The organism is Pseudomonas sp. LF-5 (assembly GCF_037626295.1).
GTDB lineage: Bacteria > Pseudomonadota > Gammaproteobacteria > Pseudomonadales > Pseudomonadaceae > Aquipseudomonas > Aquipseudomonas monsensis.
Map to the genome: position 1 here is coordinate 126,772 of NZ_JARKMT010000004.1, position 26,072 is coordinate 152,843.

The 26,072-nt window shown below is 60.2% G+C and carries 28 protein-coding genes; 27 read left to right on the forward strand and 1 reads right to left on the reverse strand.

Annotated elements, in window-relative coordinates:
• Positions 1–36: 36 nt before the first annotated feature.
• Positions 37–615, reverse strand: a complete 579-nt coding sequence (locus PseuLF5_RS15360) for a Maf family protein (protein WP_340133927.1) — start codon at positions 613–615, stop codon at positions 37–39.
• Positions 616–720: 105 nt separating this feature from the next.
• Between PseuLF5_RS15360 and PseuLF5_RS15365 the strand changes: the two genes are divergently transcribed.
• From PseuLF5_RS15365 to PseuLF5_RS15495, 27 genes are all read left to right on the forward strand, one after another.
• A complete protein-coding gene (locus PseuLF5_RS15365; protein WP_123466796.1) occupies positions 721–1,248 on the forward strand; it encodes a YceD family protein in 528 nt (175 codons plus the stop codon).
• 13 nt (positions 1,249–1,261) lie between these two features.
• Positions 1,262–1,444: a 50S ribosomal protein L32 gene (gene rpmF, locus PseuLF5_RS15370; protein WP_003179396.1), complete on the forward strand. Its 183-nt coding sequence runs from the start codon at positions 1,262–1,264 to the stop codon at positions 1,442–1,444.
• A gap of 4 nt (positions 1,445–1,448) precedes the next feature.
• Entirely contained in the window at positions 1,449–2,459 is a 1,011-nt protein-coding gene (gene plsX, locus PseuLF5_RS15375; RefSeq protein WP_186744935.1) for a phosphate acyltransferase PlsX, read from the forward strand.
• A 123-nt stretch (positions 2,460–2,582) separates the two neighbouring features.
• Positions 2,583–3,521, forward strand: a complete 939-nt coding sequence (gene fabD, locus PseuLF5_RS15380; protein WP_123466792.1) for an ACP S-malonyltransferase — start codon at positions 2,583–2,585, stop codon at positions 3,519–3,521.
• Between the two features lie 16 nt (positions 3,522–3,537).
• Positions 3,538–4,278, forward strand: a complete 741-nt coding sequence (gene fabG / locus PseuLF5_RS15385) for a 3-oxoacyl-ACP reductase FabG (RefSeq protein WP_340133929.1) — start codon at positions 3,538–3,540, stop codon at positions 4,276–4,278.
• A 196-nt stretch (positions 4,279–4,474) separates the two neighbouring features.
• Entirely contained in the window at positions 4,475–4,711 is a 237-nt protein-coding gene (gene acpP / locus PseuLF5_RS15390) for an acyl carrier protein (protein ID WP_003175607.1), read from the forward strand.
• 108 nt (positions 4,712–4,819) lie between these two features.
• Positions 4,820–6,064 (forward strand): beta-ketoacyl-ACP synthase II, encoded by a 1,245-nt coding sequence (fabF, locus tag PseuLF5_RS15395; RefSeq protein ID WP_123466788.1) that lies wholly within the window; start codon positions 4,820–4,822, stop codon positions 6,062–6,064.
• Complete coding sequence (gene pabC / locus PseuLF5_RS15400; protein ID WP_340133930.1) at positions 6,064–6,879, forward strand: aminodeoxychorismate lyase; 816 nt, start codon at positions 6,064–6,066, stop codon at positions 6,877–6,879. Before fabF ends, pabC begins: the two co-directional genes overlap by 1 nt.
• A 3-nt stretch (positions 6,880–6,882) precedes the next feature.
• Complete coding sequence (gene mltG / locus PseuLF5_RS15405; RefSeq protein WP_340133931.1) at positions 6,883–8,058, forward strand: endolytic transglycosylase MltG; 1,176 nt, start codon at positions 6,883–6,885, stop codon at positions 8,056–8,058.
• Between the two features lie 19 nt (positions 8,059–8,077).
• The gene (gene tmk / locus PseuLF5_RS15410) at positions 8,078–8,710 is read left to right on the forward strand and encodes a dTMP kinase (protein ID WP_123466782.1); all 633 of its coding nucleotides are present in this window, start codon (positions 8,078–8,080) and stop codon (positions 8,708–8,710) included.
• Positions 8,703–9,686, forward strand: coding sequence for a DNA polymerase III subunit delta' (locus PseuLF5_RS15415; RefSeq protein ID WP_340133933.1), 984 nt, complete (start codon positions 8,703–8,705; stop codon positions 9,684–9,686). The genes tmk and PseuLF5_RS15415 overlap by 8 nt, the downstream gene beginning before the upstream one ends.
• 42 nt (positions 9,687–9,728) lie before the next feature.
• Positions 9,729–10,085, forward strand: a complete 357-nt coding sequence (locus PseuLF5_RS15420; RefSeq protein WP_123466778.1) for a PilZ domain-containing protein — start codon at positions 9,729–9,731, stop codon at positions 10,083–10,085.
• Between the two features lie 14 nt (positions 10,086–10,099).
• Positions 10,100–10,891 (forward strand): TatD family hydrolase, encoded by a 792-nt coding sequence (locus PseuLF5_RS15425; RefSeq protein ID WP_123466776.1) that lies wholly within the window; start codon positions 10,100–10,102, stop codon positions 10,889–10,891.
• A 436-nt stretch (positions 10,892–11,327) separates the two neighbouring features.
• Positions 11,328–11,966, forward strand: a complete 639-nt coding sequence (locus PseuLF5_RS15430; RefSeq protein ID WP_007908276.1) for a TetR/AcrR family transcriptional regulator — start codon at positions 11,328–11,330, stop codon at positions 11,964–11,966.
• 137 nt (positions 11,967–12,103) lie between these two features.
• Positions 12,104–13,072: a GTP 3',8-cyclase MoaA gene (locus PseuLF5_RS15435; RefSeq protein ID WP_123466774.1), complete on the forward strand. Its 969-nt coding sequence runs from the start codon at positions 12,104–12,106 to the stop codon at positions 13,070–13,072.
• A gap of 121 nt (positions 13,073–13,193) precedes the next feature.
• Positions 13,194–13,799, forward strand: a complete 606-nt coding sequence (locus tag PseuLF5_RS15440; RefSeq protein ID WP_123466772.1) for a DUF4823 domain-containing protein — start codon at positions 13,194–13,196, stop codon at positions 13,797–13,799.
• 15 nt (positions 13,800–13,814) lie between these two features.
• Positions 13,815–14,375, forward strand: a complete 561-nt coding sequence (locus tag PseuLF5_RS15445) for a DUF1285 domain-containing protein (RefSeq protein WP_123466770.1) — start codon at positions 13,815–13,817, stop codon at positions 14,373–14,375.
• Positions 14,376–14,504: 129 nt separating this feature from the next.
• On the forward strand, positions 14,505–15,221 hold the full coding sequence (locus tag PseuLF5_RS15450; RefSeq protein WP_123466768.1) for a FadR/GntR family transcriptional regulator: 717 nt from the start codon (positions 14,505–14,507) through the stop codon (positions 15,219–15,221).
• 132 nt (positions 15,222–15,353) lie between these two features.
• Entirely contained in the window at positions 15,354–16,229 is an 876-nt protein-coding gene (locus PseuLF5_RS15455; protein ID WP_340133935.1) for an SMP-30/gluconolactonase/LRE family protein, read from the forward strand.
• A 271-nt stretch (positions 16,230–16,500) separates the two neighbouring features.
• Complete coding sequence (locus PseuLF5_RS15460) at positions 16,501–17,319, forward strand: SDR family oxidoreductase (RefSeq protein ID WP_123466762.1); 819 nt, start codon at positions 16,501–16,503, stop codon at positions 17,317–17,319.
• Positions 17,320–17,455: 136 nt separating this feature from the next.
• Positions 17,456–18,460: a substrate-binding domain-containing protein gene (locus PseuLF5_RS15465; protein ID WP_123466760.1), complete on the forward strand. Its 1,005-nt coding sequence runs from the start codon at positions 17,456–17,458 to the stop codon at positions 18,458–18,460.
• A 32-nt stretch (positions 18,461–18,492) separates the two neighbouring features.
• Positions 18,493–20,043, forward strand: coding sequence for an L-arabinose ABC transporter ATP-binding protein AraG (gene araG / locus PseuLF5_RS15470; protein ID WP_340133936.1), 1,551 nt, complete (start codon positions 18,493–18,495; stop codon positions 20,041–20,043).
• Positions 20,044–20,055: 12 nt separating this feature from the next.
• Entirely contained in the window at positions 20,056–21,024 is a 969-nt protein-coding gene (gene araH / locus PseuLF5_RS15475; protein WP_285420712.1) for an L-arabinose ABC transporter permease AraH, read from the forward strand.
• Positions 21,025–21,693: 669 nt separating this feature from the next.
• Positions 21,694–22,407 carry a GntR family transcriptional regulator gene (locus PseuLF5_RS15480; protein ID WP_123466756.1) on the forward strand — a complete coding sequence of 238 codons (714 nt, stop codon included), beginning with the start codon at positions 21,694–21,696 and terminating at the stop codon, positions 22,405–22,407.
• The gene (locus PseuLF5_RS15485) at positions 22,404–23,402 is read left to right on the forward strand and encodes an ADP-ribosylglycohydrolase family protein (protein ID WP_123466754.1); all 999 of its coding nucleotides are present in this window, start codon (positions 22,404–22,406) and stop codon (positions 23,400–23,402) included. Before PseuLF5_RS15480 ends, PseuLF5_RS15485 begins: the two co-directional genes overlap by 4 nt.
• A gap of 211 nt (positions 23,403–23,613) precedes the next feature.
• On the forward strand, positions 23,614–25,080 hold the full coding sequence (locus tag PseuLF5_RS15490; protein WP_123466752.1) for a purine-cytosine permease family protein: 1,467 nt from the start codon (positions 23,614–23,616) through the stop codon (positions 25,078–25,080).
• On the forward strand, positions 25,073–26,002 hold the full coding sequence (locus PseuLF5_RS15495) for a PfkB family carbohydrate kinase (protein ID WP_340133937.1): 930 nt from the start codon (positions 25,073–25,075) through the stop codon (positions 26,000–26,002). The genes PseuLF5_RS15490 and PseuLF5_RS15495 overlap by 8 nt, the downstream gene beginning before the upstream one ends.
• Positions 26,003–26,072 lie beyond the last annotated feature (70 nt).

Here is a 26,072-nt window from a genome sequence, read left to right on the forward strand (position 1 = left end):
CGGTGTAGGAGTTGTCGCAGGCTGCGATCTTTTGCTTTAAGGGATCTGCACGCCTTCGGCCAGCAGCATGTCGATCAGGCGAATCAACGGCAGGCCGATCAGGCTGGTCGCGTCAGGCCCTTCGGTGGATTGAAACAGGCTCACGCCCAGCCCTTCAGCCTTGAAGCTGCCAGCGCAGTCGTAAGGCTGTTCAATGCGCAGGTAGCGCTCAACGCGAGCCTGGTCCAGTTTGCGCATGTGAACGGTGAACGGCACGCAGTCGACCTGGCATTGGCCGGTCTGGCTGTTAAGCAGGGCCAGGCCGGTCAGGAAGGTCACGCTTGCGCCGCTGGCGGCCATCAATTGTTCGCAGGCCTTGTCGAAGGTGTGCGGCTTGCCGATGATCTGCTCGCCAAGCACGGCGACCTGGTCAGAGCCGATGATCAGATGGTCGGGGTGGCTGGCGGCCAGTGCCCGGGCTTTCTGTTCGGCGAGACGTTTGACCAGTTCGATGGCTGATTCGCCAGGGCGATGGCTTTCGTCGATATCCGGCGAACAGCAGACGAACGGCAGGTGCAGGCGGGCGAGCAAATCCCGGCGATAAGTCGAGCTTGAAGCAAGTAATAAAGGCAGCATTGGCGTCTCCTGAGGCAGGCGCGAATTCTAGCGGAGGCACGCAAGTGACGGACAGGGCACAATTTCCTTTGACATGGGTGGGTGCATCCCTATAATGCTGCGCCTATGTTGAATGACCCGATTCCACCTCACGTTGACCCGCGCAAATTGGCTGACCGTGGCACCACCCTTCAAGGTGAACTGCTGCTGGCCGATTTGAAGAGACTCTGCGACCCGCTTTCCGACAATGTCGGTACGGTGCAGGCCAAATTCGTTTTTGAACGAGATGAACGTAAATCTGTGGTGATCCACAGCTTTATCGACACCGAAGTCAAAATGGTTTGCCAGCGTTGTCTTGAGCTGGTCACCCTGCCGATCCACAGCGAATGCAGTTACGCTGTAGTGAAGGAGGGTGCGAATACCCAGTCGTTACCGAAAGGTTATGACGTGCTGGAACTGGGCGAAGATCCATTGGATCTGCAGTCACTGATCGAGGAGGAGCTTCTGCTCGCCTTGCCCATTGTGCCTGCTCATCATCCGGAAGAATGCCAGCAGCCGGCGGGAGCAGATGAACCCGTATCGAGCGAGGACGAGGTAACGCGGTCCAACCCGTTCAGTGTATTGGCGCAGTTAAAGCGTGACCCAAACGTTTAGGAGTTAATCAATTATGGCTGTTCAGCAGAACAAAAAATCCCGCTCTGCCCGTGACATGCGCCGTTCGCACGACGCTCTCGAGGCTAGCACTCTGTCTGTAGAAAAAACCACTGGTGAAGTTCACCTGCGTCACCACGTATCGCCAGAAGGCGTATACCGTGGCCGTAAAGTGATCGACAAGGGCGCTGACGAGTAATCACTTGTCCGCTCAAGTCATCGCGATTGACGCAATGGGCGGGGACTTCGGTCCCCGCAGCATTGTTCAGGCCAGCCTTGCTTGCCTTTCTGCTACGCCCTCGCTGCACCTGACCCTCGTCGGTCAACCCTCCCTCCTTGAAGAATTGATCCACGGCCAATCGGCTGCCGATCGCGCGCGCCTGACGATTGTTCCGGCGTCCGAAGTCATCACCATGGACGAAAAACCGACCCAGGCCTTGCGTGGCAAGCCGGATTCGTCGATGCGTGTCGCCCTTGAACTGGTGCGTGATGGCAAGGCTCAGGCCTGTGTCAGTGCCGGCAATACCGGTGCGCTGATGGCGTTGTCGCGCTTCGTGCTCAAGACGTTGCCGGGCATTGATCGACCAGCGATGGTGGCGGCGATTCCGACGCAGACGGGTTATTGCCAGTTGCTCGACCTGGGTGCCAATGTCGATTGCAGTGCCGAGCATCTGCTGCAGTTCGCGGTGATGGGGTCGGTGGCAGCGCAGACGCTGGGCATTGCCCGGCCACGAGTGGCGTTGCTCAATATCGGCACCGAAGACATCAAGGGTAACCAGCAGGTCAAGCTGGCAGCGACCTTGTTGCAGGCGGCGCGAGGTATCAATTACATCGGTTTCGTCGAGGGCGATGGCCTGTATCGCGGTGAAGCGGACGTGGTGGTGTGTGACGGTTTTGTAGGCAATATCCTGCTCAAGTCCAGCGAAGGCCTGGCGACGATGATCGCGGCGCGCATCGAGGCGCTGTTCAGGAAAAACCTCGCGTCCCGGGTTGTCGGGGCGTTGGCGTTGCCATTGATGAAGCGCTTGCAGGCCGATCTGGCGCCGGCGCGACACAACGGCGCAAGTTTTCTCGGTCTGCAGGGCATCGTGGTGAAAAGTCACGGTTCGGCCGGGGTTCAGGGTTTTCAGAGTGCGATTCAGCGGGCCTTGATCGAGATCCAGGAAAATCTTCCTGAGCGCCTTCATGGTCGTCTGGAGGATTTGTTGTCTTAGGCGTTTTCGTCGGACAATGCTTAAATGTGACCGCCCGGTTCAAAGGGCCATCCAACTGTCAGTTTCTTGCGTCCCCACGTGGGGCGTCATTTTTCGACGACAAGATCATTAGGGGCTTGTTACATGTCTGCTTCCCTCGCATTCGTCTTTCCAGGACAGGGTTCGCAGTCCCTCGGCATGCTGGCCGAGCTGGGCGCGGAATATCCGTTGATCCTCGAAACTTTCAAAGAAGCCTCTGAGGCTCTGGGCTATGACCTGTGGGCGCTGACCCAGCAGGGTCCGGAAGAGCTGCTCAATCAAACCGATAAAACCCAACCGGCCATTCTGACCGCTTCGATCGCCCTGTGGCGTCTGTGGCTGGCGGAAGGCGGCGCGCGTCCGGCCTTTGTTGCCGGTCACAGCCTGGGTGAATACAGTGCGCTGGTCGCTGCCGGTAGCCTGACGCTGGCTGACGCGGTGAAGCTCGTCGAGCGCCGTGGTCAACTGATGCAGGAAGCGGTTCCGGCCGGGCAGGGCGGCATGGCGGCCATTCTCGGTCTGGAAGATGCCGACGTACTGGCGGCCTGTGCTGAAGCAGCGCAGGGCGAGGTGGTCAGCGCCGTCAACTTCAACTCGCCAGGCCAGGTGGTCATCGCCGGTGCCAAGGCGGCCGTTGAACGCGCCATCGAAGGCTGCAAGGCCCGTGGCGCCAAGCGTGCCATGCCGCTGCCGGTGAGCGTGCCGTCGCACTGCGAACTGATGCGCCCGGCCGCCGAGCGCTTCGCCGAATCCATCGCCGCCATCGACTGGCAGGCGCCGCAGATCCCGGTGGTACAGAACGTCAGCGCGCAAGTGCCGGCTGATCTGGAAACCCTCAAGCGTGATCTGCTCGAACAACTGTACAAGCCAGTGCGCTGGGTTGAATCGGTCCAGACCCTGGCCGCCAAAGGCGCGACCAGTCTGGTCGAATGCGGCCCGGGCAAAGTCCTGGCCGGTCTGAACAAACGTTGCGCCGAAGGCGTTTCGACTTCCAACCTCAATACCCCAGACGCTTTCGCTGCCGCTCGCGCAGCGCAAGCCTGAATCAGGAGAAGCTTGCATGAGTCTGCAAGGTAAAGTTGCACTGGTCACCGGTGCAAGCCGCGGTATCGGCCAGGCTATCGCGCTGGAACTGGGTCGTCAGGGCGCCATCGTCGTGGGTACCGCGACCTCCGCCAGAGGTGCCGAGGCAATTGCCGCCACGCTGAAAGAGCACGGCATTCAGGGCACCGGTCTGGAACTCAACGTCACCAGCGACGAATCGGTCAGCAAGGTGCTGGCGAGCATCCAGGAGCAGTTCGGTGCGCCGGCGATCCTGGTCAATAACGCCGGCATCACCCGCGATAACCTGATGATGCGCATGAAAGACGACGAGTGGTACGACGTGATCGATACCAACCTGAACAGTCTGTATCGCCTGTCCAAGGGCGTTCTGCGCGGCATGACCAAGGCGCGTTGGGGTCGAATTATCAGTATTGGCTCGGTGGTGGGTGCCATGGGCAACGCAGGCCAAGTAAACTATGCAGCCGCCAAGGCCGGTCTGGAAGGTTTCAGCCGGGCGATGGCGCGTGAAGTCGGTTCTCGTTCGATTACGGTCAACTCGGTGACCCCTGGGTTCATCGACACCGATATGACCCGTGAACTGCCTGAAGCACAGCGTGAAGCCTTGCAGACGCAGATTCCGCTGGGTCGTCTGGGGCAGGCTCAAGAGATCGCATCTGTGGTCGCTTTTCTTGCATCCGACGGTGCGGCATACGTCACTGGGGCTACAATCCCGGTGAACGGTGGGATGTACATGTAAGTAAAATGTGACGGATTGCTTCAAAAAAATGTCATACGAGCTGTCTAAAATCCGTTATAAAGCTGCAATCTATTTATAGGCAGAGGGCCGCAGGGTTTGAGGAGTGAAGCTTTCAGTTGAAAAGCTGAAAAGTCTTTCTATACACTTACCCACTGGCCAGCTGCCTGAATTTGTCCATTAGGAGTGAAAACAAGGTATGAGCACCATCGAAGAGCGCGTCAAGAAAATCGTTGCCGAGCAACTGGGTGTTAAAGAAGAAGAAGTGGTCAACACCGCTTCCTTCGTAGAAGACCTGGGTGCCGACTCCCTTGACACCGTTGAGCTGGTGATGGCTCTGGAAGAGGAATTCGAGACCGAAATCCCTGACGAAGAAGCTGAGAAGATCACTACTGTACAAGCTGCAATCGACTACGTTACTAGCCACCAGGCGTAATAGTTTGTAATCGTTGTTTGCTGTCATGGAAAAACCGCACTGCCATCATGGCGTGCGGTTTTTTCTTTAGGCCTGATGCAAAATCGTCATTTGAAAAAGGAGAGTGCTGTGTCGCGTAGACGCGTCGTAGTCACCGGTATGGGTATGTTGTCGCCACTGGGCACGGATGTGCCGAGCAGTTGGCAGGGCATTCTGGCTGGCCGCAGTGGCATTGGTCTGATCGAACACACCGACCTTTCTGCCTATTCCACCCGCTTTGGCGGCTCGGTAAAGGGCTTCAATGTCGAGGAATACCTGTCGGTCAAGGAAGCACGCAAGCTCGACCTGTTCATCCAGTACGGTCTCGCGGCAGGCTTTCAAGCCGTGCGCAATGCCGGGCTGGAAGTTACCGATGCCAACCGTGAACGCATTGGCGTGGCCATGGGTTCGGGCATTGGCGGTCTGACCAACATCGAAGAAACCAGCCGTACCCTGCATGAAACGGGTCCGCGTCGAATCTCGCCATTCTTCGTGCCAGGCTCGATCATCAATATGATTTCCGGTTTCCTGTCCATCCATCTGGGGGCACAGGGGCCTAACTACGCCATTGCCACCGCGTGCACCACCGGTACGCACTGCATCGGCATGGCGGCGCGCAACATCATGTACGACGAAGCCGACGTGATGATTGCCGGCGGTGCCGAAATGGCTGCTTGCGGCCTCGGCATGGGCGGCTTCGGTGCCTCCCGTGCGCTGTCGACCCGCAACGACGAGCCGACCCGCGCCAGCCGTCCGTGGGACAAGGGCCGTGATGGTTTCGTCCTGTCCGATGGTGCCGGCGCCCTGGTCCTCGAGGAGCTGGAGCACGCCAAGGCACGCGGCGCGACCATCTATGCCGAGCTGATCGGTTTCGGTACCAGTGGCGATGCCTTCCACATGACCTCGCCACCCGCCGATGGCGCCGGTGCTGCGCGCTGCATCACCAATGCATTGCGCGACGCGAAGATCAACGTCGATCAAGTGCAATACATCAACGCCCACGGTACTTCGACCCCGGCTGGCGACCTCGCCGAAGCCAACGCGATCAAGTCCGTGTTCGGTGACCATGCCTACAAAATGGCGGTCAGCTCCACCAAATCCATGACCGGTCACCTGTTGGGTGCGGCGGGTGCGGTCGAGGCAATCTTCAGCGTGCTGGCGATCAACAGCCAGGTGGCGCCACCGACCATCAACCTCGATGAGCCGGACGAAGGCTGCGATCTCGACTTCGTTCCGCACACGGCGCGCAACATGGACATTGATGTCGTGCTGTCCAACTCCTTCGGTTTTGGCGGCACCAATGGCACCTTGGCATTCCGCCGGTTCGCAGGCTGATGGACAGCTGGGTCGACGGTCAACCGGCTGACACTCTGTCGCTGAAAGATCGCGGCCTGGCTTACGGCGACGGTCTGTTCGAGACCATCGCCGTGCGCAGCGGCCAGCCGCTGTTGCTGGATCGCCACCTGACGCGTCTGGCCGATGGCTGTGCGCGCCTGGCCATCGCGGCGGACTTCGATCAGGTTCGCCACGAACTGCTCGTTTATGCGGCGGCGATGGGCGAGGGCGTGCTCAAGCTCATCCTCACCCGTGGCGACGGCTTGCGCGGTTACGCGCCGGATCCGACGGCGTCTGGCCGACGCATTCTGCAAGGCAATCCTCCTGCGGCTTATCCGGTGGTTCATGCTGAACAAGGCATCCGCCTGTTTCCGTGCAGCACGCGTTTATCAAAGCAGCCGTTGCTTGCCGGGCTCAAACACCTCAATCGACTGGAACAGGTTCTCGCCCGTGCCGAATGGCAGGACAGCGAACACGCCGAAGGCTTGATGCTCGATCAGGCCGGTCGCGTCATCGAAGGAGTGTTCAGCAATGTCTTTGTGGTGCGCGACGGGGTGCTGATCACGCCGGATCTGAAGCGCTGTGGTGTCGCCGGCGTGATGCGTGCCGAAATATTGTTTCAGGCCAAGTCACTGGCCATTCCCACCCAAATCGCCGATATCAGCCTCGAACAGCTGCAATGGGCTGATGAAGTTTTTGTCTGTAACAGCGTGTATGGCGTCTGGCCGGTTCGTGCCTATGCTGCGCTGAGCTGGCCGGTTGGCCCGCTCACCCGTAAACTGCAAGCCATTGCCCGCGCCCTACTGGATGCCTGATTCGTGAGACGTAAACTTTTGCTGCTGCTGGAAACCGGACTGGTTCTGGCAGGGCTGCTGATGGGCGCCAGCGCCTGGAAGATTCACTCCGCACTGGAACAGCCCCTGAACATCACGCAGGAAGAACTGCTGGATGTGCCGAAAGGCTCGACCCCGACCCGTACTTTCCTCGAACTCGAAACCGATGGCGTCATCAAGGATGCCTTCTGGTTGCGGATTTACTGGCGCTTCAATCTCGCCGGCACGCCGATCCACAGCGGTGAATACCGCATGCAGCCGGGCATGACCGTCAACGGCCTGATCGACTTGTGGAAGCGCGGTGAAGTGGTGCAGTACAGCCTGACCCTGGTCGAAGGCTGGAATTTCCATCAAGTGCGCGCCGCGTTGGCGAAAGACGGAAAGATCGAGCAGACCCTCAACGGTTTGAGCGACAGCGACGTCATGACAAAGATCGGCCACAAAGGGGTGTTCCCGGAAGGGCGGTTCTTCCCGGATACCTACCGCTTCGTGCGCGGGATGTCTGATGCCGAGCTGCTGAAGAAGGCGTTCGATCGACTCGATGAAGTGCTGGCCAGGGAGTGGGAAAAGCGCTCCGCCGATGCACCCTACACCGAGCCCTATCAAGCGCTGATCATGGCCTCGCTGGTCGAGAAGGAGACCGGAGTGCCACAGGAACGCGGGGAAATTGCCGGCGTCTTTGTGCGCCGTATGGCCCTGGGCATGCAGTTGCAGACCGATCCGACGGTCATTTACGGGCTGGGCGATCGCTACACGGGCAAGCTGACCCGTGCCCATCTCAAAGAGCCGACGCCTTACAACACTTACGTGATTCCCGGTTTGCCGCCGACGCCGATTGCTATGGTCGGGCGTGAAGCGATTCACGCCGCGCTGAATCCGGTCGACGGCACCAGTCTGTACTTTGTGGCGCGTGGCGATGGCAGCCATGTGTTCTCCGATGATCTGGATGCGCATAACAGTGCCGTGCGCGAGTTCCAGCTCAAGCGACGTGCCGATTACCGTTCGAGCCCGGCGCCGGCAACTGCGCCTGAAGCGGCTCCGACAACCGAGGAAGCGATTCCTGCGGCATCACCGGATACCGCACCGCAAGCACTGCCACCGGTTACGCCGCCGCAGCCCGCGCCGGAACCGGAAGCCGCCGCCCCGAAAAACGCGCAATGACTTTGATTAAGGACTGCCTGTGACTGGCTTGTTTATTACCCTGGAAGGCCCGGAAGGCGCCGGTAAAAGCACCAACCGTGAATACCTCGCCGAGCGCCTGCGCGCCGCAGGTGTCGAGGTGTTGCTGACCCGTGAGCCCGGCGGTACGCCCCTGGCTGAACGGATTCGCGACGTGCTGCTGGCCCCGGCCGACGAAGTCATGAACCCGGATACAGAGTTGCTGCTGGTGTTCGCGGCGCGTGCCCAGCATCTGGCCGAAGTGATTCGCCCGGCACTGGCCCGCGGCGCCGTGGTCCTGTGTGATCGTTTTACCGATTCGACTTACGCCTATCAGGGCGGCGGCCGTGGTTTGTCGCTGGAGCGAATCGCCACGCTGGAAACCTTCGTGCAGGGTGACCTGCGTCCGGACCTGACGCTGATTTTCGATCTGCCGGTGGAAATCGGCCTGGCCCGCGCCAGTGCCCGTGGCCGTCTGGATCGTTTCGAGCTGGAAGGCCGGGCATTTTTCGAGGCCGTGCGTAACGCGTTCCTCAAGCGTGCCGAAGCCGATCCTGCGCGCTACGTGCGGATCGACGCCGGTCAGCCGTTGGCCAAGGTTCAACAATCGCTGGATACCCTGATTCCGAATTTGCTGGAGCTGAGCCGTGGCTGAGGCCTATCCATGGCAGGACAGCCTCTGGCAGCAACTGGCCGGACGTAGCCAGCACGCCCACGCCTACCTGCTGCATGGTCGGGCCGGCATCGGCAAACGTGCGCTGGCCGAACGCTTGATGGCCAGTCTGCTGTGCCAGCGCCCGACGCCTGAGGCTTGCGGCGAGTGCAAATCCTGCTTGCTGCTCAAGGCCGGCAGTCACCCCGATAATTACATCCTCGAACCGGAAGAGGCCGACAAGGCCATCAAGGTTGATCAAGTGCGTGATCTGGTCAGCTTCGTGGTGCAGACCGCGCAACTGGGCGGGCGCAAAGTGGTGTTGATCGAGCCGGTCGAGTCGATGAACATCAATGCTGCCAACGCCTTGCTCAAGAGTCTGGAAGAACCGTCCGGCAATACCGTGCTGCTGCTGGTCAGTCACCAGCCGAGCCGTTTGTTGCCGACGATCAAGAGTCGTTGCGTGCAGCAGGCCTGTCCGCTGCCGGGTGAGGCGATGAGCCTGCAATGGCTGGCCCAGGCATTGCCGGACTGTTCCGCAGAAGAGCGTGTCGAATTGCTGACGCTGGCGGCCGGTTCGCCGTTGGCGGCGGTCAGCCTGCAGTCGCAAGGCGTGCGCGAACAACGCGCGCAAGTGGTCGAAGGTGTAAAGAAGCTGCTCAAGCAACAGCAATCCCCAACGCAACTGGCCGAGGAATGGAAAAACATTCCGATGTTGCGCCTGTTCGACTGGTTCTGCGACTGGTCGAGCCTGATCCTGCGCTATCAACTGACTCAGGATGAAACCGGCCTCGGCCTGACCGATATGCGCAAGGTCGTGCAGTACCTGGCGCAGAAAAGTGCCCAGGGTAAAGTGCTCGATATCCAGGACTGGATTCTCGCCCAGCGCCAGAAAGTCCTGAGCAAGGCCAACCTCAATCCGGCCCTGCTGCTGGAGGCACTCTTGGTGCAATGGGCGGGATTGCCTGGTCAAAGATAAGAATGTGTACCTAGACTCTGAACATCAGCAGTGGAGGTCATCATGAATGAACCCGCCAGCCCGGGGCCGCGTAACGGCATCTTGTCCCTGACCATCAAGGACAAGTCGGTGCTTTATGCCGCCTACATGCCTTTCATCAAGAACGGTGGCCTGTTCATCCCGACCAACAAAAGCTACAAGTTGGGCGATGAGGTGTTCATGCTGCTGAACCTGATGGACGAGGCCGAAAAGATTCCGGTCGCCGGCAGAGTCACCTGGATCACGCCCAAGGGCGCGCAGGGCAATCGCGCTGCCGGTGTCGGCGTGCAGTTCAACGAGGGCGACAACACCGCCCGCAGTCGCATCGAAACCCATCTGGCCGGAGCCCTGAAGTCCGACCGTCCCACCCATACGATGTAAGTAGCCGTGTTTTTATGCTCGTAGATTCCCATTGTCACCTTGATCGCCTCGACCTCGCCGCCCATGACGGCTCGCTGGATGCTGCACTCGACGCAGCGCGCGCACGCGGGGTCGGGCACTTTCTGTGCATCGGCGTGAGTGCCGATAATGCTGCCGATGTCAAAGCCCTGGCTGAGCGTTATGCCGACGTCGATTGCTCGGTCGGCGTGCATCCTCTGGACGTGCAACCTGGCGCGGCCCCGGCGCTGGACTGGCTGCTGGAAGAACTCAATCACCCGAAAGTGGTGGCGATCGGTGAAACCGGTCTGGACTACCACTACGAGCCGGAAGCTGCCGAGTTGCAGCAGCAATCCTTCCGCCTGCACCTGCAAGCCGCCCGGCAGACCGGCAAACCGGTAATCATCCATACTCGCGGCGCCCGTGCCGATACCCTTGAGCTGCTGCGCGAAGCGGCACTGCCTCAGGCCGGTGTGCTGCATTGCTTCACCGAAGACTGGGACATGGCCAAGGCGGCGCTGGACATGGGGTATTACATTTCCCTGTCGGGCATCGTCACGTTCCGCAATGCCGATGCGCTGCGCGACGTCGCGAGCAAGGTTCCGGCGGATCGCCTGCTGGTGGAGACCGACTCGCCGTATCTGGCGCCGATTCCTTATCGGGGCAAGCCGAACCTGCCGCAATACGTGCGCGAAGTGGCAGAGTTCCTGGCGATGCTGCGTGGGGAAAACTACGAACGGTTTGCCGAGCAGACCACTGAAAATTTCAAGCGGCTGTTCCCGCTGGCCTCTGTCAAATCTGCCATGTAGGCGTTGCCGAAGGCTGTGATCGGTTGATCTTGCTCTTGGGAGATAAAGTCAAAAGATTGCAGCCTGCGGCAGCGCCTGCTGGTGAGCGATCATCAAATCGCAGGCAAAAAAAACCCGGGTTCTGGGGGGTGAATCCGGGTTAAGACCATTAGGAGTAAAACAAAGGCACGCGGTCCCTTGGTACCTTTATCGGCGCGGCACTTGGGGGAGATGCCGCCCGACAGTTCAAGTATTGATCAGTCTGGCGTTCAGTCCAGTTAGCCGGTCGGGGTTTTTAAACAAATTTGGAATACGTTCGCTTCGGTTGAGTTCTCATTGCGCCCTAATCGTTCTCAAAACGAACGGGAAACACAGATATGGTCGGATGATCCGTGCATTTTTGTGCAAGTTAGGCATAATACGCGGCTTCGAATTTTGACCCTTCAGACCTTTTCTTATGCACAAAGAACCTCGTAAGGTCCGTGAGTTTCGTCGCCGCGAGCAAGAAATTCTCGATACCGCGCTCAAGCTGTTCCTCGATCAAGGTGAAGACAGTGTCACCGTCGAGATGATTGCTGATGCCGTGGGTATCGGCAAAGGCACGATCTACAAGCATTTCAAGTCCAAGGCCGAGATATATCTGCGGCTGATGCTCGATTACGAGCGCGATTTGAACGAGCTGCTGCATTCGGCCGATGTCGACAAGGACAAGGAAGCATTGTCCCGTGCCTACTTCGAATTCCGCATGCGCGACCCGCAGCGTTATCGCCTGTTCGACCGTCTCGAAGAGAAGGTGGTTAAAGGCAATCAGGTGCCGGAGATGGTCGAGGAGCTGCACAAGATCCGTGCCTCGAACTTCGAACGCCTGACCCTGCTGATCAAGGGCCGCATCAGCGAAGGCAAGCTCGAAGACGTGCCGCCGTACTTCCACTACTGCGCATCCTGGGCGCTGGTGCACGGCGCGGTCGCGCTGTATCACTCGCCGTTCTGGAGCAATGTGCTGGAAGATCAGGAAGGTTTCTTCCAGTTCCTGATGGACATCGGCGTGCGGATGGGCAACAAGCGCAAGCGCGACCCGGAAACCCCGAGCAGCTGAATCATTCAGCGACCTGATAGCGCCATGATTTCGCTACATGACGCAGTACCGCAGGAATATACTCAGGCATAGGGCTTGCTAAAACTTGATTTGTGAGTCAAGTTTTAGCGGCTCGAATTTCTATCGCCGGAGTGATCATGATCGTTGACCGTCAAGGCAGGCGTTTTCGCAATTTGCGGATCAGTCTGACTTCCGCCTGCAATTACGCCTGTACCTACTGCGTGCCCAACGGCAAGCGGCTGGTGGCTGCGCAGGATGAGCTGTCGGCCGAAGCGATGGCACGCGGTGTGGCGTATCTGATAGAAGCCGCCGGTATCGAGCGCTTGCGCATCACCGGTGGCGAGCCGCTGGTCAGCCCCAAACTCGAGTCATTCATGACTGCCGTCGGCCGGATGGGGCTGGAAGACATCAGCCTGACCACCAATGGCCAACTCCTCGCGAAGAAACTGCCGCTGCTGGTGGATGCCGGTCTGCGCCGGATCAACGTGTCCCTCGATACCCTTGACGCCGGTGCGTTCCGCAGCATCGCCCGTGGCGGCGATCTGGCGAGCGTGCTCGACGGCATGGACCAGGCGAAAGCGGCGGGGCTGAAGATCAAGGTCAACATGGTGCCATTGCGCGGGCAGAACCTCGATCAGGTCATGCCACTGCTCGATTACTGCCTGGAACGTGGCTATGAGTTGCGCTTCATCGAGTTGATGCGCATGGGCCACCTCGCCACCGACTCCAATGCCTTCCTGCAACAATTTGTCAGCCTGCAGCAACTGCTGAGCCTGATTGGCGAGCGCTACGAATACGCCCAGGCCGATGCGCCGGTGGACGCCACCGCTGTGCGTTATGCGATCCCGGGCGTCGGTCACTTCGGCGTAATCGCCAATGAAAGCGTGCCATTCTGCCGGACGTGCTCGCGTTTGCGCCTGTCGTCCACCGGTTGGCTGCATGGCTGCCTGTCGTCGAGCAACCGCCACTATGTCGGCGATCTGCTCGACAAGCCGCGCCATCAGGCTCTGCCGGCGTTACAGCGCCTGCTGGTCAAGGCGTTGGGTGACAAGCAGGAAGTGGCTTTTTCCGGTGGCGCGACGGTCATGAAGATTATTGGCGGCTGAGCTCCCTCGCCACAAAAGCCTCATTTCAAATTCGATACCTGTAGATTTCTGTGAGCTGGCGCAAAAGCTGCATTCAACGGCCATTCGCCGGTTTTCCGTCACCGGCTTCTGGAGGATGAGGATGCGTAGCCTGGTTTTGCTGCTGGCCGTTTTGGCGCTTGGCGGCTGTATGACTGTCAGCGATATGGCCGAGGGCACTCGCTATCAGATGAGCGACGCGGGGCTGCTGGATCACAGCGACAGCCGCCGGGTGAACAACTTCCGCATTCAGCCGGACTCGTTCATCTACATCGCCCAGGGTTCGTTCGCACCGCCGGGTGGTTCCTATCCACGGCCGAACGTGGTCGCCGAAGAAGCCTTCAAGGGCTTTGTGGAATACTTCCCGATGGTTCGTCGCGCCCGTGCGCCGGAAGGCCTCGATCAGGCGATGGGCGAAGCCCGCGATGCTGGCGCGCATTATTTGCTGTACACCCGTTTTGCCAAGGCTGACGACCGCATCGGCAACTCCGACGAGTGGCTCGATCAGGAAGCCGTGGATCGCGTGGGCATCGACGGCGGGGTGATTCAGATCATGTTGATCGAGACCAGCACCCAGTATTTGATTGATACTGCACGGATCAAGAGTCGTGGCGGTTTACTGACGTTCCACGACAACAAGCCTGAAGACCTGATCGGCCCGCCACTGGCGCAATACGCGCGCAGCCTGCTGGGAGTCGGCGACCAATAAGCCAAGGAGAACGCCATGAGTGGCCCGCAAAAAGCCAATGACCTGTTGGGACAGATCCCCAAAACCAAAGGCCTGCCGCCGGTGCACTTGTGGAACCCGGACTTCTGCGGCGACATCGACATGCGCATCGCCCGCGACGGCACCTGGTATTACCTGGGTACGCCGATCGGGCGCAAGCCGATGGTCAAATTGTTCTCCACGATCATGCGCCGCGACGGCGATGATTACTTCCTGATCACCCCGGTCGAGAAGGTCGGGATCAAGGTCGATGATGCGCCGTTCGTGGCGATCACCGTGGAAGTCGAAGGCGAGGGTGAAGCGCAGGTGCTGCGATTTACCACCAATGTCGATGAGACGACCGAGGCCGGGCCCGAGCATCCAATCCGCGTCGAGATCGACCCGGCGACACAGGAACCGGCGCCGTATGTGCATGTGCGCACCAACCTTGAAGCGCTGATCCATCGCAATGTGTTCTACCAACTGGTGGAGCTGGCGGTCAGTCGTGAAGTCGATGGCCAACGCTGGCTTGGCGTGTGGAGCGGCGGCGAGTTCTTCCGCATCGGCCTCGAACCCTGATCCAAAACAAAAAAATCTGCAGGAGTGCGCCTGCTGCATTTGTTTTGCGTTTCCGCAGTAAATCCTGATTGACACCCAATCATATGATCATTAGCGTGAACACCCATCGCGAACCGCTTTGAGGTGTTCATGTCCAGCAGCTTTCATGTGTCGACCGTCGACTGGCTGGGCAGCTGGATCGCCGCTGGCCAGGTCAAACCGGGGCAGACCCTCAAGGTCGAAGCGGATTTGGGTGAACAACTTGGCGTCAGCCGCACCGTCATCCGCGAGGCGATCAAAACCCTGGCGGCCAAAGGCATGCTCGAAGTCGGGCCGAAGGTCGGCACGCGGGTGTTGCCGGTACGGCGCTGGAACCTGTTCGATCCGCAAGTCGTCGGTTGGCTGTCGCGTAATGGTTTGCCGGAAAACTTCGTCGATGACTTGCTCGATCTGCGCCGCACCATCGAGCCCATGGCCGTGCGCTGGGCCTGCGAGCGCGCCACCGTGGAACAGATCGAGACGGTGCAACTGGCTTACAACGCCCTGGAGCGAGCCGTGGACAGCGGCGTTGATTACAACCGTGCCGACCAGTCGTTTCACGAGTCCATTCTCGCGGCGAGTCATAACCAGTTCATTGAGCAAATGGTCCCGGCCCTCGGCGCCTTGCTGGCGGTGTCGTTCGAGGTCTCGGCTGCCGACCCGGATGAGCTGCGCCGTACCTTGCCGATCCACAAGGACATGGCCGAGGCCATCGCTGCCCGGGATTCGGCGCGCGGGGTGTGGGCGTGCATGACCCTGATTGATAACGCCGACCTGGCCATCAAGCGCTTCTACCCGAAGGTGATGGCCGACAAAAAAGCCAGCTGACAACCCAAATCCCCCTGTAGGCGCGAGCCTGCTCGCGATAGCGATTTATCAGTGCCAGACATCCCGACTGACCCGACGCCATCGCGAGCAGGCTCGCCCCTACAGTAAAAACAACAACATGAAGGATTCAACATGACGTGGACCGCCGTAACCCAACACCGCGCCCGACTTGGTGAAGGTCCGTTCTGGGACGCGCCGACCCAGGCGTTGTACTGGGTCGATATCGCCGGCAAACAGGCCCTGCGGCTGATCGGCCAGAACGTGCAGATCTGGCAGATGCCGGAGCACGTGTCCGCGTTCATTCCCTGTGCCAGCGGCGATGCCCTGGTCACCCTCAGCAGCGGTGTCTATCGCCTGGACCTTGATTCCCCGGGCCTCGAACCGCGCCTGACCTTGTTCTGCGTCGCCGACCCGCAACCGGGCAACCGTGCTAACGAGGCTCGTTGCGATGCTCAGGGTCGACTGTGGCTGAGTACCATGCAAAACAACATCGGCGAGCAGGGCGAGGATCTGCCGATCATTCGGCGCTCTGGCGGTCTGTTTCGGGTCGATGCCGATCAACGTGTGACGCCCTTGCTGCGCGGTCTGGGGATTCCCAACACGCTGTTGTGGAGCAATGACGGCACCACGCTGCTGTTCGGTGACAGCCTCGACAGCACGCTCTATCGCTATTTCATTCACACCGACGGCAACCTCGACACTGCTTACGTCTGGTACGGCCCCGATCAGCACGGCGGACCGGACGGTTCGGCGATGGACGCCGAAGGTTACGTGTGGAATGCGCGCTGGGATGGCAGTTGCCTGTTGCGCCTGACCCCGGATGGCGACGTTGACCGCAAGATCGATTTGCCCGTCAGCCGACCGACCAGTTGCGTGTTTGGCGGTGAAGACCTGAAAACCCTGTACATCACCAGTGCCAGTAGCCCGCTCAACCACCCGCTGGACGGCGCGGTGTTGTCGATGCGCGTCGAGGTGGCCGGTAAACCGTGCTCCCGGTTTGCGGGATAAATCCCAAAATATGGGATGCAAAATTATATATTGAGATTATTTGTCGGTCGGGTTTATAGTCGGCTCCAGCAGTAACACGCACTCACACTTAAAAAGAACAAAACAGGTGAAGTGATGCAGCGAATCCATCTCGCACTCCCGAGCGGAGTCCGCGTCTTGCAACGGCCCACAGCCGTCAGCGGCGCCTGCCTGTTTCGTTCCACACGCCTTCCAGACCGGACATCGGCAGATGCCCGGTTTTTTTGTGCCTGCGAAACAGGAGTCCTGATCCATGGCTGAACCCCTTTCCCTGCCGCCGGTGCCCGCACCGCCGAAGGGCGAGCGTCTGAAAAACAAGGTTGTGCTGCTCACCGGCGCCGCGCAAGGCATTGGCGAAGCCATCGTCGCGGCGTTCGCCACGCAGCAAGCCAGGTTGGTGATCAGCGATATCCAGGCCGAGAAAGTCGAGCGGGTCGCCGCGCACTGGCGCGAGCAGGGCCATGACGTGCAGGCGCTCAAGGCTGACGTGTCGCGCCAGGAGGATCTGCATGCGATGGCCAGACTGGCTGTGGAGCGGCACGGGCGCATCGACGTGCTGGTCAACTGCGCCGGAGTCAATGTGTTCCGCGATCCGTTGCAAATGACCGAGGACGATTGGCATCGCTGCTTCGCCATCGACCTCGACGGCGCCTGGTACGGGTGCAAGGCCGTGCTGCCGCAGATGATTGAGCAAGGTGTCGGCAGCATCATCAACATCGCCTCGACCCATTCGAGCCACATCATTCCCGGCTGCTTCCCGTACCCGGTGGCCAAGCACGGCCTGCTTGGCCTGACCCGCGCCCTCGGTATCGAATACGCGGCGAAGGGCATTCGCGTCAACGCCATCGCCCCGGGCTACATCGAGACGCAACTGAACATTGATTACTGGAACGGCTTTGCCGACCCGCAGGCCGAACGCCAGCGCGCACTCGATCTGCATCCGCCCAAGCGCATCGGCCAGCCGATCGAAGTGGCGATGACGGCGGTGTTCCTGGCCAGTGATGAAGCGCCGTTCATCAACGCCGCGTGTATCACCGTCGATGGCGGGCGCTCGGTGATGTACCACGACTGAACGCAGCGGCTTTCAGGCGGAAAAGTCCGTTTGAAATCCAATCATCATACGATATGACTATTTTCGACAGGTTTTGCAGGAACACGCTTTAACGCTTTTCAAACATTGCTCAAAAAAAATAACAAGGAGTCAGCTTATGAAACGTCGTTTCGGGATTCGTACCCTGTGCAGTGCTGCCCTGGCGGTCACCGCGTTCAGCCTGAGCAGTGCGCTGCTCGCCGCCGACACCGTGAAGATCGGTTTTCTGGTCAAGCAGGCGGAAGAACCGTGGTTCCAGACCGAGTGGGCCTTCGCCGAAAAAGCCGCCAAGGACAAGGGCTTTGAACTGATCAAGATCGCCGTGCCGGATGGCGAGAAAACTCTCTCGGCCATCGACAGCCTGGCGGCCAATGGCGCCAAGGGCTTTGTCATCTGCCCGCCGGATGTCTCGCTCGGCCCGGCGATCATGGCCAAGGCCAAACTCAATGACCTCAAAGTGATTGCCGTCGATGACCGCTTCGTCGACGCCAACGGCAAGTTCATGGAAGACGTGCCGTACCTCGGCATGGCCGCGTTCGAAGTCGGCCAGAAGCAGGGTAACGCCATGGTTGCCGAAGCGAAGAAACGCAACTGGGACTGGAAAGACACCTACGCGGTGGTCAACACCTACAACGAACTCGACACTGGCAAGAAGCGCACCGACGGTTCGGTCAAATCCCTGGAAGACGCCGGTATGCCGAAGGATCACATCCTCTTCGCGGCGCTGAAAACCCTTGATGTGCCGGGCAGCATGGACGCCACCAACTCGGCGTTGGTGAAACTGCCGAGCGCGGCGAAGAACCTGATCATCGGCGGCATGAATGACAACACCGTGCTCGGCGGCGTGCGCGCCACCGAAGCCGCCGGGTTCGCGGCCGCCAACGTCATTGGCATCGGCATCAACGGCACTGACGCCATCGGCGAGCTGAAGAAACCCAACAGCGGCTTCTTCGGTTCGATGCTGCCGAGCCCGCACATCGAAGGCTATAAAACTGCCGAGATGATGTACGAGTGGGTCACCACCGGCAAAGAGCCGCCGAAGTACACGGCGATGGACGATGTCACCCTGATCACCCGCGAGAACTTCAAGCAAGAGCTGGAAAAAATCGGCCTGTGGAACTGACGGCTGCTCGAACGCTGTGAAGAGGTGGCTTTATGCACGCGCAAGTACAGACACATGAACAGGGCCGCGCCGGCAGCCTGCGCTTCAACGGGATCGGCAAAACCTTTCCCGGGGTGAAAGCGCTGGACGGCATCAGCTTCGTCGCCCATCCAGGTCAGGTTCACGCCTTGATGGGCGAGAACGGCGCCGGTAAATCGACCCTGCTGAAAATCCTCGGTGGCGCCTACATTCCGAGCAGCGGCGAGTTGCAGATCGGCGAGCGGACGATGGCTTTCAAGTCCACGGCCGACAGCATCGGCAACGGCGTCGCGGTGATCCACCAGGAGCTGCATCTGGTGCCGGAAATGACCGTGGCCGAGAACCTGTTTCTCGGTCATCTGCCGGCCAGTTTCGGTTTGATCAATCGCGCCACGCTGCGCCAGCAGGCGTTGAATTGCCTCAAAGGCCTGGCCGATGAAATTGATCCGCAGACCAGGGTCGGGCGCTTGTCCCTTGGCCAGCGGCAACTGGTCGAGATCGCCAAGGCGCTGTCGCGCGGTGCCCATGTGATTGCGTTCGACGAACCGACCAGCAGCCTCTCGGCCCGCGAAATCGACCGTTTGATGGCGATCATCGGGCGTCTGCGCGACGAGGGCAAAGTCGTGCTTTACGTGTCCCATCGTATGGAAGAAGTGTTCCGTATCTGCGATGCCGTTACGGTGTTCAAGGACGGTCGCTACGTGCGCACCTTCGATGACATGAGCCAGTTGACCCACGATCAACTGGTGACCTGCATGGTCGGTCGCGACATTCAGGACATCTACGATTATCGCCATCGCCATCGCCCGCGTGGCGCAGTGGCGCTGAAAGTCGATGGCTTGCTGGGTCCGGGGCTGCGCGAGCCGGTCAGTTTCGAGGCGCACAAGGGCGAGATTCTCGGCCTGTTCGGTCTGGTCGGGGCAGGGCGTACCGAGCTGTTTCGATTGCTCAGCGGCCTGCAGCGCAATACCGCCGGACGCCTTGAATTACGCGGCCATGAATTGAAGTTGCGCTCACCGCGCGACGCGATTGCGGCGGGCATTCTGCTGTGCCCGGAAGACCGCAAGAAGGAGGGCATCATTCCTCTGGCCAGCGTGGCCGAGAACATCAACATCAGCGCCCGTGGCGCCAACTCCGGCCTTGGCTGCCTGCTGCGCGGAATGTGGGAGAAGGGCAACGCCGACAAGCAGATCAAGGCACTGAAAGTGAAAACGCCCCACGCCGGCCAGCCGATCAAATTCCTTTCCGGCGGCAACCAGCAGAAGGCCATTCTTGGCCGCTGGCTGTCGATGCCGATGAAGGTCCTGCTGCTCGACGAACCGACCCGTGGCATCGACATCGGCGCCAAGGCCGAGATCTACCAGATCATCCATAACCTCGCCGCCGATGGCATTGCGGTGATCGTGGTGTCCAGCGACCTGATGGAAGTGATGGGTATTTCCGACCGCATTCTGGTGCTCTGCGAAGGCGCCTTGCGCGGCGAAGTCAGCCGCGATCAGGCCAATGAATCCAACCTGCTGCAACTGGCTTTGCCGCGCCACCGCGCTGACGGCGTGGCGAACTGAGAGGTGACTATGATGACAACCCAAAACGAAACTCTGCCAACCGCGCGCAAACCGTTGGACCTGCGCCGTTTCCTCGATGACTGGGTCATGTTGCTGGCGGCGATCGGCATCTTTGTCGCCTGTACGCTGCTGATCGACAACTTCCTTTCGCCACTGAACATGCGTGGCCTGGGCCTGGCGATTTCCACCACCGGCATTGCCGCGTGCACCATGTTGTATTGCCTGGCGTCGGGGCATTTCGACCTGTCGGTGGGCTCGGTGATTGCCTGCGCCGGGGTGGTCGCGGCGGTGGTGATGCGCGACACCAACAGCGTGTTCCTCGGCGTCAGCGCGGCGCTGGTAATGGGCCTGATTGTCGGGCTGATCAATGGCATCGTGATTGCCAAGCTGCGCGTCAATGCGCTGATCACCACGCTGGCGACGATGCAGATCGTCCGTGGCCTGGCTTACATTTTTGCCAACGGCAAAGCGGTGGGCGTGTCGCAGGAATCGTTCTTCGTCTTCGGCAACGGCCAGTTGTTTGGCGTACCGGTGCCGATCCTGATCACCATCGTCTGCTTCCTGTTCTTCGGCTGGCTGCTGAACTACACCACCTACGGGCGCAACACCATGGCCATCGGCGGTAACCAGGAAGCGGCATTGCTGGCCGGGGTCAACGTTGACCGGACCAAGATCATCATCTTCGCCGTGCACGGTGTGATCGGCGCGCTGGCCGGGGTGATCCTCGCTTCGCGCATGACCTCCGGGCAGCCAATGATCGGTCAGGGTTTCGAGCTGACGGTGATTTCGGCATGCGTATTGGGCGGGGTGTCGCTGAGCGGTGGGATCGGCATGATCCGGCATGTGATTGCCGGGGTGTTGATTCTGGCGATCATCGAGAATGCGATGAACCTGAAAAACATTGATACGTTCTACCAGTATGTGATTCGCGGTTCGATTCTGTTGCTGGCCGTCGTGATTGACCGTCTGAAGCAGCGCTAAAATCAAGAGCCCCTCACCCCAGCCCTCTCCCAGAGGGAGAGGGGGCCGACCGAGGTGTCTTGCGTGATCCGTCGACCTGAGAGTTCTCGTCGATTATGGATTCGTCATGCATCGACCTGAAAGATTGGGGCAATTATGGATTCGGTAAGCCACTATCAGGTCGATGTATCTCCCAAATATCCCCTATTCAGCTCCCTCTCCCTCCGGGAGAGGGCCAGAGAGGGGGCCGACCGAGGTTTCTTGCGTGATCCGTCGACCTGAGAGTTCTCGTCGATTATGGATTCGTCATGCATCGACCTGAAAGATTGGGTCAATTATGGATTCGGTCAGCCACTTTCAGGTCGATGTATCTCCCAAATATCCCCCATTCAGTTCCCTCTCCCTCCGGGAGAGGGCCAGAGAGGGGACCGACCGAGGTGTCTTGCGTAATCCGTCGACCTGAGAGTTCTCGTCGATTATGGATTCGTCATGCATCGACCTGAAAGATTGGGTCAATTATGGATTCAGTAAGCCACTTTCAAGTCGATGTATCTCCCAAATATCCCCCATTCAGTTCCCTCTCCCTCCGGGAGAGGGCTAGGGTGAGGGGCTTTTGATCTTGTCGCCTTCTGTCCGCCCCCCCTAAATTTAACTTGCTCGCCCGCATCCGTTTCGGGTATCAATTTGTACATGATTAGACAGGTACGATTTGACAAGAAACAACGGGTGGTCGACGAACTCGTCCGGCGCATCGAAAGCGGCCTCATGGAGGACGGCTTTCTGTTGCCCGGTGAGCATCAGTTGGCTCAAGAATTCAAGGTCAGCCGTGGCACGCTGCGCGAAGCGCTGGCCGAACTGAAGCGGCGCAATTACATCGCCACGCAAAGCGGGGTCGGCTCGATCGTCACGTTCGACGGTGTGGTGCTCGACCAGCGCAGTGGCTGGGCGCAGGCGCTGGCCGACAGCGGCGCGCTGATCAACACCGAAGTGCTGCGCCTCGAAGCCGTGACCCGGCCCGATCTGCTCTCGCGTTTCGGTACCGACCAATTCATCACCCTCGACCGTCGCCGGCGCTCCAATGACGGCACGCTGGTGTCTCTCGAACGTTCGTTGATGCCGGCCACCGGCGGCCTGGAAAGCCTGCCGCGCGTCGGTCTGATCGACAATTCCCTGACCATCACCCTGGCTGCCTATGGCTACATCGGCGAGCGCGGCGATCAGTGGATCGGCGCCGAACCGCTGAATGCCGTGGACGCCGAACTGCTCGGGCGTCCGGTGGGCACCGTTTTCCTCAAAGCCTTGCGCACCACCTACGACCGGCAGAACCGTTTCATGGAGCAGGTCGAAAGCTTGCTCGATCCGGTGCATTTCCGCCTGCACCTGCAGTTTGGAGAATCGAAATGACCGCGTTCAACCGTGCTCTCGGTGCGTTTTACGGCCTGGCCCTCGGTGATGCGCTGGGCATGCCGACGCAGTCGCTGAACCGCGAAACGATCAAGACCCGCTTCGGCCGGATCACCGATCTGCAGGACGCCGGTCCCTTGCAACCGATCGCCGCCAATATGCCCAAGGGGTCGATCACCGATGACACCGAACAGGCGATTCTGGTCGGTGAGTTGCTGATCGAAGGCAAGGGCCGCATCGAGCCGGCGATCCTCGCGCAGCGTCTGATCGAGTGGGAAGCCGAAATGCAGGCCAAGGGTTCGCAGGATTTGCTCGGGCCCTCGACCAAACGTGCCATCGAGATGATCCTCGCCGGGCATTCGGCCGAAGAGGCCGGGCGCTACGGCACCACCAACGGCGCAGCGATGCGCATTACTCCGGTAGGGATCGCGGCGGACGTCGCCGAGCCCCAGCGCTTCATCGCCGCCGTGGTACAGGCCTGTCAGGTCACCCACAACACCACGCTGGGGATTTCCAGTGCCGCGGCGGTGGCAGCGGTGGTCTCGGCCGGGATCAACGGCATGGACCTTGGCGAAGCGCTGAACCTCGGACAGCAGATTGCGCAACAGGCCGAAGCGCACGGGCACTGGGTCGCCGGTGGGCGTATCGCTTCGCGGATCAGTTGGGCGCGCAGCATCAGCGTCGACAGTGACAAGGCGTTGTTGGCGGACTTGCTGTACGACGTGATCGGCACGTCGGTGGCGTCGCAGGAATCGGTGGTGGTGTCGTTCGCCCTGGCGCAGCAAGTGGCGGTCGGCGAGATGAGCGCGTTCGATGCATTGTGCATGGCCGCCAGCCTGGGCGGTGACACCGACACCATCGCGGCGATTCTCGGCGCCATGCTCGGGGCCTGCCTGGGCCTTGAGAGCTGGCCGGTGCCGATGATTGCCACGGTGAAAGCGGTCAATCATCTGGAGCTTGAGCCGTTGGTGCAGGGGCTGTTGGCCCTGCGTTGACGGGCTACGCCAACGCTGGCAAGCCAGCTCCCACAGGGATTGGGCAGGTTAACTTTGAACCTGTGGGAGCTGGCTTGCCAGCGATAGGCGCACCGCATAATCGAATTTTCAACCCGCAATGGATCGCGCAGACAGGCCGAGGACGGCCGGGATGTCTTGTCGTTCTGCATCATTGCCACAACCACAATAAAGGCAAACAGGAGCACAGTTCATGAGTTCATCAAACGCCGGGCAAAGCGCCGGACAGCTGGAGACCCGGGGTATCGAACCGGTGCCGGAAGCCGAGTGCAACGGCCATCCGCTGCAACTGTTCTGGGTCTGGTTCGCCGCCAACATTTCCATTCTCGGTCTGCCGCTGGGCGCCACGCTGGTTGCGTTTCGCGGGCTGGCGATCTGGCAGGCGATCATCGTTGCGATTGTCGGCGCAGCCGGTTCGTTCGCGGTGGTGGGGATCATCTCGATCGCTGGCCGTCGTGGCCGTGCGCCGAGCCTGACCTTGTCGCGAGCGATCTTCGGTGTGCGCGGCAACATTGGCCCGACGCTGGTCTCACTGATGTCGCGACTGGGCTGGGAAACCGTCAACACCACCACGGCGGCATTCGTGCTGCTGTCGCTGTGCTCGATCCTGTTCGGCTCGCCGGTGGAAGCGAAGAGTGCGCCAGTGCTGACGCTGATCTTCATCGCGATTTTCGTCCTGCTGACACTGTCGGTTTCCGGCCTCGGCCACGCCACCCTGCTGGTGATCCAGAAGTGGGCGACTTATGTGTTCGGCGCGCTGAACATCCTGGTCGGCGGTTTTCTCTGCGCGACCATCGACTGGAGCGCGGTGTTCAACGCCACCCCGGCGCCGCTGAGCGCAATGATCATCGGTATCGGCACCATGGCTGCCGGCACCGGGATTGGTTGGGCCAACGCCGGTGCCGACATGTCGCGCTATCAGCACCGCAGCGTCAAAGCCGTGCGTCTGGTGGCGTCTGCCGCGTTCGGCGCCGGGATTCCGCTGGTGCTGCTGATTACCCTCGGCGGCCTGTTGTCGGTAGGCAACAATGATCTGGCGTCGGCGACTGACCCGATCGTGGCGATCCGCGACATGCTGCCGACGTGGATGGCCGTGCCGTACCTGATCACTGCATTCGGCGGCCTGCTGCTGTCGAACAACCTGTCGGTGTACTCCGCCGGCCTGACCACGCTGACCCTCGGCCTCAAAGTCAAACGCGTCTACGCGGTGGTGGTGGACATCGTCGCGATCTTCGCCGGTTCGATCTACTTCATGCTGATTGCGGATAGCTTCTACGGCCCGTTCATTACCTTCATTTCCCTGCTGGCAGTGCCAATCACCGCGTGGGTCGGGATCTTCGTGGTTGATCTGATTCACCGCCACTACTACAGCCCCAAAGACCTGCTCGACGTCAGCCCGAGCAGCGCTTACTGGTATCGCGGCGGCATTGAATGGCGTGCGTTCGGCGCATGGGCGATTGCCATCGTGCTCGGCTTCAGTTTCACCACCATTGGCACCACTGCCGAGAACGTCTGGTTCAAGGGCTTTCTGTCCGACTCGTGGCTGGGCCACAACGGTCTGGGCTGGATCGTGACCTTCGTGGTGGCCGGTGGCATTTACTTCGTCCTCGGCGGGGCGAAAGACCGCCGCGCTGCGCAAGTCGAGCGTGCTCATGCCTAAGATGTTGCACACCGGCCAGGTCATCATCGACCTGGTCATGGCCGTGGAAAAATTGCCGCAGGTCGGCGGTGATGTGCTGGCGCAATCGGCCGGTTTCGAAGCCGGCGGCGGTTTCAACGTGATGGCCGCTGCCGTGCGCAATGGCTTGCCAGTGGTTTATCTCGGTCGCCATGGCACCGGGCGTTTCGGTGACCTGGCGCGTCAGGCGATGAATGACGAAGGCATTCATATCGGCATCCAGACGCCTGCGCCACGCGACACCGGGATTTGCGTGGCACTGACCGATGCGTCAGCTGAGCGCAGTTTCATTTCCTATATCGGCGCTGAAGGTGAGGTCACCGAAGAGGACTTGAACAGCGTGGCAGCCGAGGCGGGTGATTACGTTTATGTGAGCGGTTACAGTCTGCTGCATGAAGGCAAGGCGCAAGCGTTACTCGACTGGACGTTGGCGTTGGCGGATACGATCAACGTGGTGTTCGATCCGGGGCCTTTGGTCGAATCACCGGACTCACCGCTGATGCAGGCGCTGTTGCCGCGCATCGACGTGTGGACCAGCAACAGTGTCGAAGCGCTGCGGTTTACCGGCGCTGAAGAGATTGCATCTGCACTTGATCGTCTCTCTGAGCATCTACCCAAAGACGTGTTGATGGTGGTCCGCGACGGTCCGCAAGGCTGCTGGATTCAACAGCATGGCGAGCGCCGGCATGTGCCGGGGTTTGCCGTTAAAGCGCTGGACAGCAATGGCGCTGGGGATGCGCACGCCGGAGTATTTGTCGCAGGGTTGGCGCAGGGATTGAGCGCGCATGAGGCGGCACGCAGGGCGAATGCAGCGGCGGCTCTGGCGGTGACCCGGTGGGGGCCGGCGACTTCGCCGGGGGCTGCTGAAGTCGATGCGTTTATCCGCGAGCCCTTCGGCGACTGATCTGTCGCTATCGCGTGCTTGCCAGCTCCCACAGGTTTTGATGGTGAACTGCTGCCGCAGGCTGCGATCC

What these genes read in the sequence shown, in the direction of transcription:
- fabD (WP_123466792.1), top strand. Translation starts at nt 2,583, where the DNA reads ATGTCTGCTTCCCTCGCATTCGTCTTTCCAGGACAGGGTTCGCAGTCC.
- PseuLF5_RS15495 (WP_340133937.1), top strand. Translation starts at nt 25,073, where the DNA reads ATGCCTAAGATGTTGCACACCGGCCAGGTCATCATCGACCTGGTCATG.
- araG (WP_340133936.1), top strand. Translation starts at nt 18,493, where the DNA reads ATGCACGCGCAAGTACAGACACATGAACAGGGCCGCGCCGGCAGCCTG.
- acpP (WP_003175607.1), top strand. Translation starts at nt 4,475, where the DNA reads ATGAGCACCATCGAAGAGCGCGTCAAGAAAATCGTTGCCGAGCAACTG.
- araH (WP_285420712.1), top strand. Translation starts at nt 20,056, where the DNA reads ATGACAACCCAAAACGAAACTCTGCCAACCGCGCGCAAACCGTTGGAC.
- PseuLF5_RS15360 (WP_340133927.1), bottom strand. Translation starts at nt 615, where the DNA reads ATGCTGCCTTTATTACTTGCTTCAAGCTCGACTTATCGCCGGGATTTG.
- PseuLF5_RS15425 (WP_123466776.1), top strand. Translation starts at nt 10,100, where the DNA reads ATGCTCGTAGATTCCCATTGTCACCTTGATCGCCTCGACCTCGCCGCC.
- PseuLF5_RS15455 (WP_340133935.1), top strand. Translation starts at nt 15,354, where the DNA reads ATGACGTGGACCGCCGTAACCCAACACCGCGCCCGACTTGGTGAAGGT.
- PseuLF5_RS15490 (WP_123466752.1), top strand. Translation starts at nt 23,614, where the DNA reads ATGAGTTCATCAAACGCCGGGCAAAGCGCCGGACAGCTGGAGACCCGG.
- PseuLF5_RS15430 (WP_007908276.1), top strand. Translation starts at nt 11,328, where the DNA reads ATGCACAAAGAACCTCGTAAGGTCCGTGAGTTTCGTCGCCGCGAGCAA.
- PseuLF5_RS15420 (WP_123466778.1), top strand. Translation starts at nt 9,729, where the DNA reads ATGAATGAACCCGCCAGCCCGGGGCCGCGTAACGGCATCTTGTCCCTG.
- PseuLF5_RS15445 (WP_123466770.1), top strand. Translation starts at nt 13,815, where the DNA reads ATGAGTGGCCCGCAAAAAGCCAATGACCTGTTGGGACAGATCCCCAAA.
- PseuLF5_RS15450 (WP_123466768.1), top strand. Translation starts at nt 14,505, where the DNA reads ATGTCCAGCAGCTTTCATGTGTCGACCGTCGACTGGCTGGGCAGCTGG.
- pabC (WP_340133930.1), top strand. Translation starts at nt 6,064, where the DNA reads ATGGACAGCTGGGTCGACGGTCAACCGGCTGACACTCTGTCGCTGAAA.
- PseuLF5_RS15440 (WP_123466772.1), top strand. Translation starts at nt 13,194, where the DNA reads ATGCGTAGCCTGGTTTTGCTGCTGGCCGTTTTGGCGCTTGGCGGCTGT.
- PseuLF5_RS15365 (WP_123466796.1), top strand. Translation starts at nt 721, where the DNA reads ATGTTGAATGACCCGATTCCACCTCACGTTGACCCGCGCAAATTGGCT.
- PseuLF5_RS15460 (WP_123466762.1), top strand. Translation starts at nt 16,501, where the DNA reads ATGGCTGAACCCCTTTCCCTGCCGCCGGTGCCCGCACCGCCGAAGGGC.
- PseuLF5_RS15480 (WP_123466756.1), top strand. Translation starts at nt 21,694, where the DNA reads ATGATTAGACAGGTACGATTTGACAAGAAACAACGGGTGGTCGACGAA.
- fabG (WP_340133929.1), top strand. Translation starts at nt 3,538, where the DNA reads ATGAGTCTGCAAGGTAAAGTTGCACTGGTCACCGGTGCAAGCCGCGGT.
- PseuLF5_RS15465 (WP_123466760.1), top strand. Translation starts at nt 17,456, where the DNA reads ATGAAACGTCGTTTCGGGATTCGTACCCTGTGCAGTGCTGCCCTGGCG.
- rpmF (WP_003179396.1), top strand. Translation starts at nt 1,262, where the DNA reads ATGGCTGTTCAGCAGAACAAAAAATCCCGCTCTGCCCGTGACATGCGC.
- PseuLF5_RS15435 (WP_123466774.1), top strand. Translation starts at nt 12,104, where the DNA reads ATGATCGTTGACCGTCAAGGCAGGCGTTTTCGCAATTTGCGGATCAGT.
- PseuLF5_RS15485 (WP_123466754.1), top strand. Translation starts at nt 22,404, where the DNA reads ATGACCGCGTTCAACCGTGCTCTCGGTGCGTTTTACGGCCTGGCCCTC.